Source organism: Mycobacterium sp. C31M, assembly GCF_053345865.1.
Genome location: NZ_JBKFAX010000013.1, coordinates 141,944 through 157,044, shown reverse-complemented (window position 1 = coordinate 157,044; position 15,101 = coordinate 141,944). Strand labels below are relative to the sequence as shown.

Annotated in this window: 17 protein-coding genes; 7 read left to right on the top strand and 10 right to left on the bottom strand. The window is 67.0% G+C overall.

Going from position 1 to position 15,101, the window contains the following annotated elements:
- The first annotated feature begins 9 nt into the window (after positions 1–9).
- The gene (locus ACLBYA_RS20490) at positions 10–735 is read left to right on the top strand and encodes an SDR family NAD(P)-dependent oxidoreductase (protein ID WP_447711271.1); all 726 of its coding nucleotides are present in this window, start codon (positions 10–12) and stop codon (positions 733–735) included.
- On the opposite strand, the gene ACLBYA_RS20485 is transcribed toward ACLBYA_RS20490, so the two are convergent.
- Positions 726–1,304: a TetR/AcrR family transcriptional regulator gene (locus ACLBYA_RS20485; protein ID WP_447711270.1), complete on the bottom strand. Its 579-nt coding sequence runs from the start codon at positions 1,302–1,304 to the stop codon at positions 726–728. The two genes, ACLBYA_RS20490 and ACLBYA_RS20485, sit on opposite strands and share 10 nt — an antisense overlap.
- Positions 1,305–1,462: 158 nt before the next feature.
- Between ACLBYA_RS20485 and ACLBYA_RS20480 the strand changes: the two genes are divergently transcribed.
- Positions 1,463–1,726 (top strand): hypothetical protein, encoded by a 264-nt coding sequence (locus ACLBYA_RS20480; RefSeq protein WP_447711269.1) that lies wholly within the window; start codon positions 1,463–1,465, stop codon positions 1,724–1,726.
- A 66-nt stretch (positions 1,727–1,792) separates the two neighbouring features.
- On the opposite strand, the gene ACLBYA_RS20475 is transcribed toward ACLBYA_RS20480, so the two are convergent.
- The 4 genes from ACLBYA_RS20475 to ACLBYA_RS20460 are packed head-to-tail and all read right to left on the bottom strand — an operon-like array spanning position 1,793 to position 5,354.
- The gene (locus ACLBYA_RS20475) at positions 1,793–2,674 is read right to left on the bottom strand and encodes a DUF1295 domain-containing protein (protein WP_447711268.1); all 882 of its coding nucleotides are present in this window, start codon (positions 2,672–2,674) and stop codon (positions 1,793–1,795) included.
- A gap of 27 nt (positions 2,675–2,701) precedes the next feature.
- Positions 2,702–3,004, bottom strand: coding sequence for a hypothetical protein (locus ACLBYA_RS20470; protein WP_447711267.1), 303 nt, complete (start codon positions 3,002–3,004; stop codon positions 2,702–2,704).
- A complete protein-coding gene (locus ACLBYA_RS20465) occupies positions 3,001–4,494 on the bottom strand; it encodes a class I adenylate-forming enzyme family protein (RefSeq protein WP_447711266.1) in 1,494 nt (497 codons plus the stop codon). The genes ACLBYA_RS20470 and ACLBYA_RS20465 overlap by 4 nt, the downstream gene beginning before the upstream one ends.
- The gene (locus tag ACLBYA_RS20460; RefSeq protein ID WP_447711265.1) at positions 4,491–5,354 is read right to left on the bottom strand and encodes an SDR family oxidoreductase; all 864 of its coding nucleotides are present in this window, start codon (positions 5,352–5,354) and stop codon (positions 4,491–4,493) included. Before ACLBYA_RS20460 ends, ACLBYA_RS20465 begins: the two co-directional genes overlap by 4 nt.
- A 271-nt stretch (positions 5,355–5,625) precedes the next feature.
- Between ACLBYA_RS20460 and ACLBYA_RS20455 the strand changes: the two genes are divergently transcribed.
- The gene (locus ACLBYA_RS20455; protein WP_447711264.1) at positions 5,626–6,582 is read left to right on the top strand and encodes an LLM class F420-dependent oxidoreductase; all 957 of its coding nucleotides are present in this window, start codon (positions 5,626–5,628) and stop codon (positions 6,580–6,582) included.
- A gap of 34 nt (positions 6,583–6,616) precedes the next feature.
- Here ACLBYA_RS20455 and ACLBYA_RS20450 read toward each other — a convergent pair whose 3' ends face one another.
- Positions 6,617–6,916 carry a 2Fe-2S iron-sulfur cluster-binding protein gene (locus ACLBYA_RS20450; RefSeq protein ID WP_447711263.1) on the bottom strand — a complete coding sequence of 100 codons (300 nt, stop codon included), beginning with the start codon at positions 6,914–6,916 and terminating at the stop codon, positions 6,617–6,619.
- A 72-nt stretch (positions 6,917–6,988) separates the two neighbouring features.
- Between ACLBYA_RS20450 and ACLBYA_RS20445 the strand changes: the two genes are divergently transcribed.
- Positions 6,989–8,365, top strand: a complete 1,377-nt coding sequence (locus ACLBYA_RS20445) for a class I adenylate-forming enzyme family protein (RefSeq protein ID WP_447711262.1) — start codon at positions 6,989–6,991, stop codon at positions 8,363–8,365.
- On the opposite strand, the gene ACLBYA_RS20440 is transcribed toward ACLBYA_RS20445, so the two are convergent.
- Entirely contained in the window at positions 8,351–9,085 is a 735-nt protein-coding gene (locus ACLBYA_RS20440; protein ID WP_447711261.1) for an SDR family NAD(P)-dependent oxidoreductase, read from the bottom strand. The two genes, ACLBYA_RS20445 and ACLBYA_RS20440, sit on opposite strands and share 15 nt — an antisense overlap.
- Entirely contained in the window at positions 9,082–9,846 is a 765-nt protein-coding gene (locus ACLBYA_RS20435; RefSeq protein WP_447711260.1) for an SDR family NAD(P)-dependent oxidoreductase, read from the bottom strand. Before ACLBYA_RS20435 ends, ACLBYA_RS20440 begins: the two co-directional genes overlap by 4 nt.
- A 185-nt stretch (positions 9,847–10,031) precedes the next feature.
- Between ACLBYA_RS20435 and ACLBYA_RS20430 the strand changes: the two genes are divergently transcribed.
- The 3 genes from ACLBYA_RS20430 (at position 10,032) to ACLBYA_RS20420 (ending at position 12,606) form a co-directional block, all read left to right on the top strand.
- On the top strand, positions 10,032–10,445 hold the full coding sequence (locus ACLBYA_RS20430; protein WP_447711259.1) for a Zn-ribbon domain-containing OB-fold protein: 414 nt from the start codon (positions 10,032–10,034) through the stop codon (positions 10,443–10,445).
- 17 nt (positions 10,446–10,462) lie between these two features.
- On the top strand, positions 10,463–11,608 hold the full coding sequence (locus tag ACLBYA_RS20425) for a thiolase family protein (RefSeq protein WP_447711258.1): 1,146 nt from the start codon (positions 10,463–10,465) through the stop codon (positions 11,606–11,608).
- Between the two features lie 89 nt (positions 11,609–11,697).
- Positions 11,698–12,606: an enoyl-CoA hydratase gene (locus tag ACLBYA_RS20420; protein WP_447711257.1), complete on the top strand. Its 909-nt coding sequence runs from the start codon at positions 11,698–11,700 to the stop codon at positions 12,604–12,606.
- Positions 12,607–12,668: 62 nt separating this feature from the next.
- Here ACLBYA_RS20420 and ACLBYA_RS20415 read toward each other — a convergent pair whose 3' ends face one another.
- Both ACLBYA_RS20415 and ACLBYA_RS20410 read right to left on the bottom strand, forming a co-directional pair.
- The gene (locus ACLBYA_RS20415) at positions 12,669–14,291 is read right to left on the bottom strand and encodes an FAD-dependent oxidoreductase (RefSeq protein ID WP_447711256.1); all 1,623 of its coding nucleotides are present in this window, start codon (positions 14,289–14,291) and stop codon (positions 12,669–12,671) included.
- Positions 14,292–14,312: 21 nt separating this feature from the next.
- Positions 14,313–15,035 carry an IclR family transcriptional regulator gene (locus ACLBYA_RS20410; RefSeq protein ID WP_447711255.1) on the bottom strand — a complete coding sequence of 241 codons (723 nt, stop codon included), beginning with the start codon at positions 15,033–15,035 and terminating at the stop codon, positions 14,313–14,315.
- Positions 15,036–15,101: the final 66 nt, after the last annotated feature.

The window sequence follows — 15,101 nt, the reverse complement described above, 5'->3', positions numbered from 1 at the left end:
TCTCCCACCATGGGAGCTGTGGTGGTCACGGGTGCGGCATCGGGTATCGGACGGGCGAGTGCCCAGGCGCTGGTCGCTGACGGGCGGCGAGTCGTGTTGTGGGACATCGCGCCTGAGGTCCTCGACGTCGCCGCCACACTCGGAATGCCGGGTGCGGTCGTCGATGTCACCGATACTGCAGCGGCGGCCGCGGAGCTGGCCGGGCTCGACGATGTCGACGGACTGGTGCACGCTGCGGGCCGGGTCGCCCCCGAACCCGTCGGCGCCTACACCCAGGAATCCTGGGACGCGGTGCTCGACGTCAACCTGCGCGCCCACGCCCTGCTGGTCCAGCTGCTGCTGCCGTACTTGGAGGCGGCGGCGCGGGCCGGCGGCGCCCCAGCGGTGGTCGGGATATCGAGTATCGAAGGGCTGACGGCCAATCCGTTCATCCCGGCCTACTGCGCATCCAAGGCGGGCCTGCTCGGTCTGACACGGTCGATGGCCGCCCAGCTCGGCCCGGCGGGCATCCGGATCAACGCCGTGTGCCCGGGTTTCATCCGGACCCCGATGCTGCAGATCGCCCTCGATATCGACGAGGTGCGCGAAGGGTTCGAGCAGGCCGCCCCGCTGGGCCGGATCGGCAACCCCGAGGAGGTGGCGGCGGCCGTTGCGTTCCTGATGTCGCCCAAGGCGTCGTTCATCACCGGGACCTACCTGGTGGTTGACGGGGGAGTGACCAGCCGTCACCCCTGAGGCAGATCCAGGATGCGCCGGGTGACCTTGAGGATCTGGGTGCGCAGCGTGTCATCGTCGACGTCGGTGACCAACGGGTGCATCACGGCCGCGCTGAGCGCCCCGGACATCACGGCGGCGTTGACCCGAGCCTCCACACCGGCGCCCTCGCCCAGCAGCACCTGGTAGAGCCGTTCGATGAACTCGGCGAAGGGTCGGTGCTCGGCGAGCAGGCGCACCACCACGGGGTCGAACTGCAGCACACCGGTCAACTGGCGGCGGGTGACGGCCATATCGACCACACGGGTCAGCAGGACGTCGCGGGCGGCGACCTGGTCCGGTTCGGCCTGTGCCGCGTCGACAGCGTCCTGCAGGGCGGCGAGCTCGGTCTCGGCGACCGCGATCACAACATCGTCCTTGCTCTTGAACTGGTGGTAGACAGCCGCTTTCGTGACACCGATGGCGTCGGCGATCATCTGCAGCGAGGTGCCGCTGACGCCGTGGGTCCCGAACAGATCGAGCGCGGCGGTGATGACACGTTGCTGTGCCGCGCTGTAGGTGGTCGGTGTCAGTCTGCCCGCGGTGCTCACCTCGTCAGGGTAGCCGTGCGGCTAGCGGTGGCGCCGTTTCGTGAAGACGTGGCCCACCTCGGGTGGTTATGAGTCAGGTCACATCATGTTTGCCGGACGCAGGAACGCGGTACCAAGCAGCAGTTCAGGTAGGTGCTCAGAGAAGAGGATCACGGAAGATGAATGTCAAGAAGCTGATTGCCGGCGCCGCTGTGGCCGGTGGCCTGATCGTCGCGCCGATTGCCGCGGCGGGGATGGCGACCGCCGAGCCCGCCCCGATGCCGCCGGCGCCGCCGGCCGGTCCGTCCGTGGGCACCGCACCGGCCTGGGCCCCGCCCAAGCCCGTCGACCCGGCCTGGGCGCAGGGCAATGCACAGGTGTGGGACAACGGCTGGAATCACTGGGGCGTGTGGATCAACGACGTCTTCGTGCCGACCTACTGATCCACCGGATTCGCGAATGGCTGCTCCCTCGGGGGCAGCCATTCTGCGTTTCAGAGTGTGGGAGGTTCAGCGTCCGGGCGGCCGGGGCACGAACCGCGACACCCGATCCACCACCTCTTGATAGGCGGGACGCCGCTGCAGACTGCGCTGCTCCATCATCGGGATGCTCGCACCGAGGAACATCGCCAGGATCGCCAGCGCGCCGAGGCAGGACAGCCACCACAGCTCGGGTGCGGCGGCGATGCCGAACAGGGCCAGCGCGGCCCAGAAGCTGAACTCGCCGAAGTAATTCGGGTGTCGCGACCATCCCCACAGCCCGCGGTCCATGGCCTGTCCCTCGGTGCGTTCGGCGACAAAACGGTGCATCTGCACATCGGCGACGAGTTCGAGCGCCACTGCGGCCAGCCCGATGACGAACGCGATCCAACTCAGCCACACCACACCGGGAGCCGGGTGGGTGATTGCGATGTACACCGGCACCATCGCCAGGAACACCTGCAGCGTGGGCACCAGATGGATGGCCACCAGATCGGCCACGATCTCGAAACGGCCGGCGCGAGCCTTGAACATCGGGTAGCGCCAATCCTCGTGGTGCAAACCCGGGAACGCGTACACCCAGTTGGCCGTCAGGCGGATCGCCCAGGCCAGCATCACCGCGGTGATCAGCCAGGCCCGCAACGGGTCCACATCCGGTGCGCTGCGATACCACCAGTACAACAGCAGCAGTGGCGGGATGACGCTCCAGTAGGCGTCGTAGAAGCTGGAATTGCGGTAGACCCGACTGAACACGAAGATCACCAGCGTCGCCAGGATGTCGGCGATCAGGGTGTCCAGCCACAGTCGTCCGGTCGCCGGCCCCCACCACAGCCATACCACGGCGACCGCGATCGCGACGATGTACGCCGCGCTGACCAACCAGAGGGAACGCGCTTTGCTGACCGTCGTCATCTCTGGAGCTTAGACAAGCTCCATTGTTCAGTCGCTGGCGGGCAGCGGCTTGGCTTCCTTGATGTTCAGCGCGGTGGTGCCGATGCTCAGGGTGCCTGCGCCGGCCTTGGTCACCAGGATCTCCGCGCCGCTGTCGTCGACATAGCGCTTACCCATCAGATTGCCGTCGGACAGTGCCGGATCCAGCGTCAGGCCCGCGGTGGCCTCGCCGCCGACCGGGATCAGCGGTGCGCCCCCCGCACGCAGATCGTCGAGGGCATCGGAGCTGCGCACCACGATGACCTGGGTGTCGCAGACCTGGCTCTGCAGGCGGGTGCCGTTCTTGATCATGCGGGCTCCTTATCGTTCAGTTCGCTGACAAGCTCCCGGCGTAGCACTTTGCCGGTCGCGTTGGTGGGCAACTCATCACGGAAGACGACACGATCCGGTGTGCGGGAACCGCGCAGCTGGGCGCGCACGAAGTCGCGCAGCTCCTCGGGCTCCGGCGCGGCACCCGACACCGGGACGACGACGGCGACGATGATCTGACCCCACTCGGGGTCCTCGGCACCCACGACCGCACAGTCGCGCACGGCGGGGTGCTCGACCAGGACGTCCTCGATCTCGGCCGGCGCGATGTTCTCACCGCCGCGGATGATGGTGTCGTCGGAACGGCCGCCGATGTAGAGGTAACCGTCCTCGTCGAGGGTGGCGACATCCTTGGTCGGGAACCAGCCCTGGGCGTCCAGAACCGATCCGATTCCGGTGTAGCGCCCGGAGACCTGCTCGCCGCGGACGAACAGCTCGCCGGTTTCGCCTGCGGCCAAGACGGTTCCGTCCTCGCCGCGGATCTGTACCTCGATACTGGGCACGGGCTGGCCGACCGAACCGAGGCGCTTGGCTACCGCGGAGTCCTCGGAGCCCAGCGCGACACGATGGTCGTCGGGGGTCAGCACCGCGATCGTCGAACTGGTCTCGGTGAGGCCGTAGGCGTTGACGAATCCGACGTCGGGCAGCAGTTCCAGTGCCTTGCGGACCAGCGGCAGCGCCACCTTGGATCCGCCGTAGGCCAGGGTACGCAACGTGGGCAGCCCGGTGTTCTGGTCTTCGAGCACGGTGACGATGCGGTCCAGCATGGTCGGTACCACGGTGGCCGAGGTGACGCCCTCGCTCTCGACCAGGCGTACCCACTCGCGGGCGTCGAAGTGCCTCAGGTACACCATCTTTCGGCCCGCGTAGAGGTTCGACAGCGCAGCCGAGACGCCGGCGATGTGGTACGGGGGCACGCAGATCAACGCCGCGTCACCGTCTTGGGCCGAGGCGAACTCGACGGTGCCGGTGATATAGCTGGTGAGGTTGTTGTGGGTGAGCTCAACGGCTTTCGGGGCCGAGGTGGTACCCGAGGTGAACAGGACGACGCCGACCGAGTCGGGATCGGGGAATTCGGCAGCCGGTTCGGCGGTGCCGGCGGCGGCGAGGAACTCTTGTGAGCTCATCACCCGGTAACCGTCGCCGACGGCGGCGCGGTACTCGTCGTCGACGACGACGAGCGGGTCGGGTAGCCGGTCGATCAGCGCCCGCAGGCCGTCGGCCGAGAGTCGGTAGTTCAGCGGCGTGACGGCCACCCCGGCGCGCGCGGCCGAGAACAACAGCAGCGGCAGCAGGGCGCCCCCGGTGCCGACATAGGCGACGTGGCCGGCGCCGGAGGCGGCCACCACACCGGCGCCACCCTCTGCCAGCGCGCTCAATTCCGCGACGGTCAACCGGAGCTCACCCGACACGATCGCGGTGGCATCCGGATTGGCCGACGATGCCATCTCCAGCAGCAGCGAGATACTCATGACTTGTCCACGAAGATATCCCAGATGGGGTCCTCCCCACCGCCGTAACGGGTCAGGTCGGTGATCCCGGCATCGGCGAGCACATCGGCGTCGATATAGGTCTTGCCGTTGGCGTCCTTGGCCGGGCCGGTCAAGATCTGTACCGCGGCATCGGCCATGATCTCCGGGCTGCGCGACGAGGACGCCAGGTGGTCACCGTCGGCGAGATTGGTCACCGCGGAGGTGGCGATATAAGTCTGCGGCCACAGGCAGCTGAAGCCAATGCCGGCATCTTTGTATTCTTCGGCCCAGCCCAGCGACAGCAGTGTCATGCCGTACTTGGAGACGGTGTAAGTGGGATGAGCGCCCAGCCAGTACGGGTTGAGGTTCAGCGGCGGTGCCAGGGTGACGACGTGTGCTCCTGCCTTTTGTGCTCCTCGCGTGCGCGCTGACGACTTCTGTAGGTGCGGCAGCGCGGCCTTGGTGAGCAGGAATGTGCCGCGCACGTTGATGTCCATCATCAGGTCGTACTTCTTGGCCGACAGCTGTTCGGTCGTTTCGGTGGCGATGGCGCTGGCGTTGTTGATCACGATGTCGATACCGCCGAAGGACTCGACCGCGGTGTCCACCGCGCGCTGGACGTCCTCTTCCTTGCGGACATCGCCGACGACGGCGACGCCCTTGGCGCCGACGGCCTCGACATCGGCGACGGCCGTGTGCACGGTGCCGGGCAGCTTGGGGTGCGGTTCGGCGGTCTTGGCCAGCAGCACCACATTGGCGCCCTGCTTGGCGGCGCCGAGCGCGATGGCCAGTCCGATACCGCGGCTGCCGCCGGACACCAGCAGCGTGCGATCGGCAAGCGGACGTTGCTCGCTGGACATAGTGACTCCTTGGACGAAGGGGCCGTACCCTCTTGATGGTATTGGCATTCTCATTTTCGGCAAGTGTCATAATCGCGCATGGCCAGCGACGACGGCGCGGCGGGGGCGGGTTGGGGCGCTCGGGAGTCCGTGATGATCATGCTGCCGAGGCTCCCAGGGTGCACGATTTCCGCTAGCGGTATTGGTATTCTCATTGTTTAGAAGTACGTTATCCGGTGATGGGCAACGCGGTATCGGCTGCGATGTCCCCGAGAGGCGAGGTGCCCGGCTGATGAGATTAGGCGTGATGATCGGTGCCGAGCGTGGCGATATGGCCCGCAAGGTCAAGAAGCTGATCTCCGATATCGAGTGGGCTGATTCGGCGAGCCTTGCCACTGCGTGGATGCCGCAGGTGCCCGACGATTTCGACCTGCTGAGCATGGTGGCGTTGATGGCATCGCACAGCACCCGGATCGAACTGGGGACTGCGGTGGTGCCGTTGCAGGCGCAGCACCCCATTGCGCTGGCCCGGCAGGCGTTGTCGGTGCACGCGATCAGTGGCGGCCGGCTCGCACTCGGCGTCGGCCCGTCACACCACTGGATCATCCGGGACATGCTGGGCCTGCCGTACGACAAGCCGGCCGCCTACACCCGCGACTATCTGCAGGTGTTCAACGCCGCGATCGCCGGGCCCGGCCCCGTCGATGTGCAGAACGACCATTTCACCGTGCGCAATCCGACCGCGCTGGGTGCCGAGACCCCGATGCCGGTGCTGGTGGCCGCACTGGGGCCGGTCATGCTGCAGATCGCCGGTCAGTATGCCGACGGCACCTCGTTGTGGATGGCCGACGAGAAGGCCATCGGCGAGCACATCGCGCCGAAGATCAACAAGGCTGCCGCCGATGCGGGCAAGCCGGCCCCGCGCATCGTCGCCGGCATCCCGGTCACGTTGTGCGCCAACTCCGAGATCGAGTCGGCCAAGGAGCGCGCCAACCGCATCCTGGCAGAGGCCGAGACCTCGCCGAACTATCAGCGCCTGCTCGACCGTGGGGATGCCCGCACCGTCGGTGACCTGTGCGCCGCCGGTGACGAGGAGTCGATCCTGAAGCGGTTCAAGCAGTTTGCCGATGCCGGTGTGACGGACCTGTCGGTGCGTCTGCTGCCCATCGGCGACACCCGTGACGAGCTGATCGCTTCTAAGTATCGGACCCGTGAGGTCATCGCCGAGTTGGCCAAGCAGGTCAACTGACCTGCCGCACCCGTCGTCTGTGTCATCGCGCGGATCAGGTGTCGTCGTAGTCGACGGTCAGCGGGCCCGGCTCGGGAATCGCCTGGCAGGTCAGCACATAACCCTCTTCGACCTCGTCATCGTCGAGTGCGTCGTTGACCTTCATGGTGGCGCTGCCCTCGGTGAGCTTGGCGATGCAGGTGCCGCAGTTGCCGGCCTCGCAGGCGAACGGCGGTGTCAGTCCGGCCCGCCGTGCCGTCTCCAGCAGCGTGTCACCGGGCGTGGGCAGCACCGTGGTGCTGGCGCCGTCGAGCAGGATCGTGACTTCGTCGGCGGGCACTGGTTCGGCCGTCATCGAGTTCTCCTGGGCAAGGGATTCTGACTATTGGAGAATATCATTCTCCGAAGCGGATAAGATAGCGGCTTGATGGCACCCGAGAACAAGCCGGTACTCGCCTTCGAGGACCGCAGCTACACGCTGGCCGACATCGACGCACTCGCCGACGGGATGGCGGCGACCATGCGTGCCCGCGGCGTCGGCGCCGGTGACCGGGTGGCGCTGATGTCGACGAACCGGCCCGAGTTCGTCATCGCCCTGCACGCGGTGTGGCGCCTGGGCGCCGCGGTGGTGCTGGTGAGTTCGGGGTGGAAGCGCGCCGAAGTCGCGCACGCGCTGGCGCTGACCGACCCGGTGCTCGGCGTCGGTGATGTCGCGATGCTGGGGGAGTTGCTTCCGATGCTGCATCTCGACGACCCGATCACCGCGGGGGCCGGCGACTGGGATGCGGTGGACGACGGGGCCGATGCGCTGTTCGTGTTCAGCTCCGGGACCACCGGCCTGCCCAAGGCCGTCCGCCACACCCACGCGGGTTTCGCTGCCGCGGTGCGGCATTGGCGGACCGCGCTCGGGCTGACGGCGGCCGACCGCATGCAGATCATGACGCCGCCCAGCCATATTCTGGGCCTGCTCAACATCGCCACCGTCCTCGATACCGGGGCGTGGATGCGCCTGCACCCCCGATTCGACATCGACCGCATGCTGCGCCACATCCAGGACGACGGCATCACCATCGAGATGGCCGTCGCCCCCATCGCGCTGGCGATCGCGGCGCACCCCGACCTGGAGAGCTACGACCTGACGTCACTGCGCTACATCATGTGGTGCGCCACCCCGGTGACCCAGAGTGTGGCCGATGCCGTGACCGAGCGGATCGGCGTGCAGTGGGTGTCGGCCTACGGGGCCAGCGAACTGCCGGTGATCGCCTGTTGCCCGCTCGGTGAGGCGCGGTTGGACACCGTCGGCAAACCGGTACCCGGCGTGCGCGTACGCATCGCGGCATCCGGTGAGATCCAGGTGCAATCGGATTCGGCGATGTCGGGGTACCTTCCCGTCGCTGACACGGCCGCCGCGTTCGACGACGGGTGGTACCGCACCGGGGACATCGGCGAACTCGACGACGAGGGCTGGCTGCGCATCACCGACCGGCTCAAGGAGATGATCAAGGTGCGCGGCTTCCAGGTGGCGCCGGCCGAGGTCGAGGCCGTGCTGCACGGCCACCCGGCGGTGCGCGACTGTGCCGTGTTCGGGGTGCCCGACGCCGTCGACGGTGAATCGGTGATCGCCGCGGTATCGGCGGACGGGGTTACCGACACCGAACTCATCGACCTGCTCGGGGAGCGGCTGTCGTCGTACAAGCGGCCACGTCGGGTGGTGTTCGTCGACGAGATCCCGCGGTTGCCGTCGGGCAAGGTGTTGCGCCGGGTGCTGCGGGACAGGTTGTCTGCGCGCTCAGAAGGTCAGTGACTCCGAGCGCTGCACCGTCCCGGTGATCCCGGTGCCGTCCTGGCCGGCCAACAGAACCGCGGCCCGGCCCATCGCCTCGGGAGGTTCCACCATCTCGGCCGGGATCTCGATCCCGCCGCCCCCGGCCTGCCAGCCCTCGGTGAGCACCACCCGCGACGGGCTCAGGCAGTTCACCGCGATGTTGTCCGGCTTCAGGTCCTCGGCCAGGCCGAGGTAGAGCCGTTCGGCTGCGGCCTTGGACACCCAGTACGCGTTCGATCCGGGCATGCCGACCCCGGTGGTGGTGACCGCGATCAACGATCCGGCGCCACGGGCGCGGACATGCGGGATGACCGCCTTGGTCACCAGGAACACTCCGGTCAGGTTGACGTCGAGGCAGCGCTGCCAACGCTTCAACGGGGTCGACTCGATCGGTCCAAGCCACAGCACGCCGGCGTTGGCGACCAGGATGTCGATCCCGCCGAATTCCGAAACCGTCGCCGCGACAGCGTCGTTGACCGATTCCTCGCTGGTCACATCGCAGGGGATCGCCAGTGCGCGACCGCCGTTGTCGGTGATCGCGGCTGTCACCGACCCGATGGTGCCCGGCAGTCGGCCCTGCTTCTCGGAGCGGGCGGCGACCGCCACCGCGGCACCCGCATGCGCCAGCGCTTGGGCGATGGTCGCGCCGATGCCTCGGCTGGCGCCGGCGACGAATGCGGTCCTGCCGTGCAGATTCACTTGGGCGGGAAGCGCAGCGCCCCGTCGAGGCGGATGATCTCGCCGTTGAGGTAGTCGTTCTCGATGATGCTCTGCGCCAGCTGGGCGTATTCGGTCGAGCGGCCCATCCGCTTGGGGAACGGGATCTGCGGGGCCCAGTACTGCTCGAGCTGGTCGGCAGCCTTGCCATAGGCCGGGGTGTTGATGGTGCCCGGCGCGATGGTGTTGACGCGAATGCCCAACGGGGACAGGTCACGTGCGGCGACCAAGGTCATACCCAGCACACCACCCTTGGCGGCCGCATAGGCCAACTGGCCGATCTGGCCCTCGTATCCGGCGATCGATGCGGTGTTGACGATGACGCCGCGGCCACCCTCCTCCAGCGGCTCGGTGCGGCCGATGGCCGCCGCGGCCAACCGCATCACGTTGAACACGGCCGTCAGATAGAACTTCACCGTGGTCTCGAACCCCTCGAGGCCGTGCGGTGATCCGTCCTTGCCGATCAGCCGGCCGCCGGCTGCGGGGCCGCCGTGGGTGTCCACCGAAATGCGCAGCGGTGCCAGGGATTCGGCCTCGGCGATCGCCGCGTTGACGGACTCCTCGGAGGTGGCGTCGGTGCGGACATAGGGGATACCGAGTTCTTTCGCCAGTGCGGTGCCCTTGTCGTCGGCCATATCGGCGACGACAACCTTGGCCCCGGCGGCATGCAGGCGGCGCACGGTCGCCTCCCCGAGTCCTCCCGCGCCACCGACGACGAGCGCGGAGCTACCGGCGATATCCATGTGTTCCCCTTCGCGTAACTGAGACTCTCGGTCGCGAGAATAACATTCTCTCCATCGCGCGAAGGCGGCCCCGGGCGGTGGACGGGTCCAGGTCATCGCGCAAATGAGAATATGGTTTCCGATTGATAGAAATGCTACTGTACGAATTCGTTAATGAATTCTTCCGCCGGTAGCCGAGGAGCCCGATGCAGAAGGCGCTTGCCCCCGAAATCTCCACCTGGCCCGATGAGAACCCGCAGCTCATCGGCAGTCGATGCGGCACCTGTGCGGCGACTGCGTTTCCGGCGCAGGATCACTGCCCGAAGTGCAGCGGCGCCGACGTGTCGGAGGTGTTGCTGCCACGGCGTGGCACCGTGATCGCCTGGACGACGCAGGGTTTCCCGCCCGGGGCGCCGTACTCGGGATCCACCGGCAAGGACTTCGTGCCGTTCGGTGTCGGGTTGGTCCAACTCGGCGATGAGATCCGGGTCGAAGGGCGCCTCACCGAGAACGACCCGGCCAAGCTGGTCTTCGGCCAGGAGGTCGAGCTCACCATGATCCCGTTCACCACCGATGCTGACGGCAACGAGATCGTCACCTTCGCCTTCCAGCCGGTCTAGCTAGAGGAGCAACTCAGATGAGCAATGACGTCGCGATCATCGGTGTCGGCCTGCATCCCTTCGGGCGCTTCGACAAGCCGGCCGTGCAGATGGGCGCCGAGGCCATCCGGTTGGCCCTGGCTGATGCCGGAGTCGAATGGAAGGACATCCAGTTCGGCTTCGGCGGCAGTTATGAGGTCTCCAACCCCGACTCGGTGACCCGGTTGGTCGGCTTGACCGGGATCACCTTCACCAACGTCTTCAACGCCTGTGCCACCTCGGCGTCGGCCATTCAGCAGACCGCCGACACCATCCGGCTGGGCAAGTACGACATCGGTGTGGCCGTCGGCCTGGACAAGCATCCGCGCGGTGCCTTCACCGACGACCCGGCCAAGCTGGCGCTGCCGCAGTGGTACGCCAACAACGGCCAGTTCGTCACCACGAAGTTCTTCGGGATGAAGGCCAACCACTACATCCACAAACACGGCATCTCCGAGGAGACGCTGGCGCGCGTCGCGAACAAGAACTTCCGCAATGGCGAACTGAACCCGAACGCGTTCCGCCGCAAGGAGATCTCCGTCGAGGAGATCATGGCGTCACCGGTGCTCAACTACCCGTTGCGGCAGTACATGTTCTGTGCGCCCGACGAGGGTGCGGCCGCGGTGATCATGTGCCGGGCCGATATCGCGCACAAGTACACCGACAAGCCGGTCTACGTGCGGGCCAGTGAGATTCGCACCCGCACCTTCGGTGCCTACGAGGTGCACGCCACGTCGGCGCCGCTGGACGAGGATCCCTCCCCGACGGTGTTCGCCGCCAAGGCCGCCTACGAGGCCGCCGGAGTCGGGCCCGAGGATGTCGACATCGCGCAGCTGCAGGACACCGATGCCGGCGCCGAGGTCATCCACATGGCCGAGACCGGGCTGTGCGCCGATGGTGAGCAGGAGAAGATGCTGCTCGACGGGGCCACCGAGATCAGTGGTTCCATTCCGGTCAACACCGACGGCGGGCTGATCGCCAACGGCGAGCCGATCGGTGCGTCCGGGCTGCGGCAGATGCACGAGCTGGTCCGGCAGTTGCGCGGCGAGGCGGGGGAGCGGCAGGTCCCCGGGAACCCGCGGGTCGGCCTGGCGCAGGTGTACGGCGCGCCGGGGACCGCCTCGGCGACCATCTTGTCGTTGTAATCCCTTCCGGCGAACGGGAGGTGCCCCCAGCTCGCGGGATATCAGGGGCCGCACGGTAACGGCATTCTCATAGGAATAGAGTCCCACTCATGTCTGCTGATGATTCTGAGTACCGCTTCGTCACCTACGAAACCCTGGACGAGGGCACCATCGCCCGGATCATGCTGAACCGGCCGGAGGCCAGGAACGCACAGAACCGCGGCATGCTCGTCGAGCTACACGAGGCCTTCCTGCGCGCCGAGGCCGATGACACGGTGCGCGTCGTGATCCTCGGCGGGCACGGGCCGATGTTCTCGGCCGGTCACGACGTCGGGTCGAAGGTGCAGATCGGCGAGTACTCACCCGGGCCGAATCAGCATCCGAGCTTCGCCGTGAACGGCGGAACCCGCGACGGTGCGGAGAAGCTGATGCTGCAGGAGTGGCATCACTACTTTCAGAACACCTTGCGCTGGCGCAATCTGCGCAAGATCACCATCGCCTCGGTACACGGCGACGTCTACGCCGCGGCGTTGATGCTGATGTGGTCCTGCGACCTGATCGTCGCCGCGGAGGGCACCCGGTTCACCGATGTCGTCGGCACCCGGCTCGGAATGTGCGGCGTCGAATACTTTGCGCATCCATGGGAATTCGGTGCCCGCAAGACCAAGGAGCTGATGCTCACCGGTGACACCCTCTCGGTCGAGGAGGGGCATGCGCTCGGCATGGTCTCCAAGATTTTCCCGGCCGACGAGCTCGCCGACAAGACCGTCGAGTTCGCCCGGCGGATTGCTCAGGTGCCGACCATGGCGGCGCTGCTGATCAAGGAATCGGTGAACCAGACCCAGGACAACCAGGGGTTCTACAACTCGCTGAACGCCTGCTTCACCATGCATCAGCTCAACCACAGCCATTGGTCGCAGGTGCACGAGAACAAGTTCCCGGTGGGGCTGGCCGAGGATGGCCTGCTGGACTGGCGCACCGCAGGCCCACCGGAACCGGCGGTCAAGGACCAGCCCTAGTCTTTCCCTTGCGATTTGTGGAGTCGTACCCGTAGTCGTTACGGGTACGACTCCACAAATCGCTATGGGGTGGGGGCGGATTCGCCGGTTGCGGCGGTGTACCCACTGCGGTAGCCAAAGGTCATCGCCGGGCCGAGCGTGCCGCCCGCCCCGCCGTAGGCCTTACCGGTCACCCCGGCCATCGCGTTCCCGGCCGCGAAGAGTCCCGGAATCGGCTGACCGTTGACGTGCAGCACCCGACCGTCGCGGTCGGTGCGCGGACCGCCCTTGGTGCCCATCGCCCCGATGGCCACCGGCACCGCATAGAACGGCGCGGTGTCGAGCGGGCCGAGCGTCTGCAGCGCCGGCGACGTCGCCGACGGATCACCCCAGTACCCGTCGTATGCGCTAGCGCCGCGGCCGAAATCGGGATCCTGCTCGTGCTCGACACTGGCGTTCCACTGGTCGATGGTCCGGCGTAATCCCTCGGCGTCGATCCCGAGCGTCTCGGCGAGATCCGCCAGGGTCGCGGACCTGTGGAACCAGTCCGGCGCCTCGCCGCCCGGTTCGATGCCCAGGAAGCCGTACCGCTTGAGGTGCTGATCGTCGAACACGATCCAGGCCGGGTCGTTGAGGTAACCGGCGCGCGGGTCCAGGTGATGGAACGGGCCGGCCATCGAGTTGTACTCGCCGGCCTCGTTGAGGAAGCGTTTACCGGCGCGGTTGACGATGATGCTGCGCGGCCGGGTGCGCTCCAGTCGGACACTGCGACTGCGTGGCTGCCCGCCGAGGGTGTCGCCCGGAATTTGCACGATCGGCACCCACCACGCCTCGCCCATATTGGCCAGATCGGCGCCGTGGGCCATCGCCATCCGCAGTCCGTCGCCGGTGTTGTTGGGCGGTGACACCGGCCCGCGCATCGGTCCCCGCAGATAGGCCTCCACCAGTTGCGGGTCCCATTCGAAACCGCCGGTACCCAGGATGACGGCTTTGTCGGCGCGCACGCGGATATCCCTGCCGCCGTGCTGGATCCGCACGCCGGTGATGCCCTCGGCCGATCCGTAAAGTTCGACGGCGCGGGCACCGGTGACCGGTTCGATGCCCAGGTCGAGCAGACCTTTGAGCAGGCCCGCGATCAGCGCGGTACCGGCCACGCAGTAGTCGCCGTCCAGATCGTCGACGGCGGCGTGGATGCGCGCCCTGGTCTCGGCATCGATGCCGACATTGCTGAAGTCGACCGGGAAAGCGGTGATGCGGTCATGCCAGGGGCCGAGGGCGGCCAGGTCGAACGGTTTGGCGTTGAGCGAACGTCCGCCGCCGGGGCGGCCGCCGGGCAGCTCGGGTTTGTAGTCGGGGAATCCTTCGGCGATCTCGAAACGCAGGTCGCTGTGTTGTTCCAGATGGTCCAGCATGGCCGGGCCGGTGCGCACGAAGGTCTCGACCAGATCGCGGTCCATGGCCCCGAGCGATTGTGCTTCAAGGTATTTGAGCGCATCTTCGACCGACAGTTCGGCGCCGGCGAGCCGACCGTGCGCGGGGATCCAGACGATACCGCCGGACACCGCGGTGGTGCCGCCGACGGTGTCGGCCTTCTCGTAGAGGGCGACACTCGCCCCGTTGCTCGCTGCGGTGAGTGCGGCCGACAGGCCGGCTCCGCCGCTGCCGAGTACGACGACGTCGACCTCGCGGTCCCATGAATCAGGCACGGGCTCAGTCCTTTCAGATGTTCAGCCGAGAATCTCGGACAGTTGCTTGGCCGCGGCGATGACGGCGTCGCGGCCCTTGATCACGACATCCTCGCGATGCGAGATGAGATTGATGCAGGTCGGTGGCGACGGAGCGCGGCGCCGGACCGGGACGGCCAGGCCATAGGTGTCCGGTTCGATCTCCCCATGGGTGATGACCCAACCCTGCTCGCGCGCTTGGCGGACCAGGTCACGTTCGCCGGGACGGGCGGGCATGCTGGCCAGCAGCGCGATGCCCGCGGCCCCGCGTTCCAGGGGGTGTCGACTGCCCTCGTGAAAGGACAGTTGGTAGAACACCAGCGTCGGCACGATCACCGCGATCGCAACCTGTTGATCACCCTCGGCGACGAGCAGTGACACTGTGGTGCCCAGATCGTCGGCCAGCAGGCGCAGGGTCGGCACCGCGAGTTGGCGCACGTTGTTGTCGAAGGATGCGCCGAGCACGGCGAGTGCGGCGGCGGGTCGATACTTGCCGTCCTGACCCTTGGTGATGAACCGGGCCTGCGCCAGCGTGCTCAACAGTCGGTAGGCGATTGTCCGGTGCACGCCAACGTAATCGGCGACCTCGGCCGCGGTGACGCCCGACGGTGCGCTGCTGACGGCTTGGAGTGCGGACAGGCCCCTGGCGAGGGTCTGTGAGCCGGCCGGGGAGCGGTCGGTCAATTCGCGCTGGGCGCCGGGGCCAAGTCCCTTGACAGACGTCATCGTGAGAGTGATGCTCTATAGATAGTGCACATTAATGTGCGATTTTAGCACAGATGATTGCCCTAA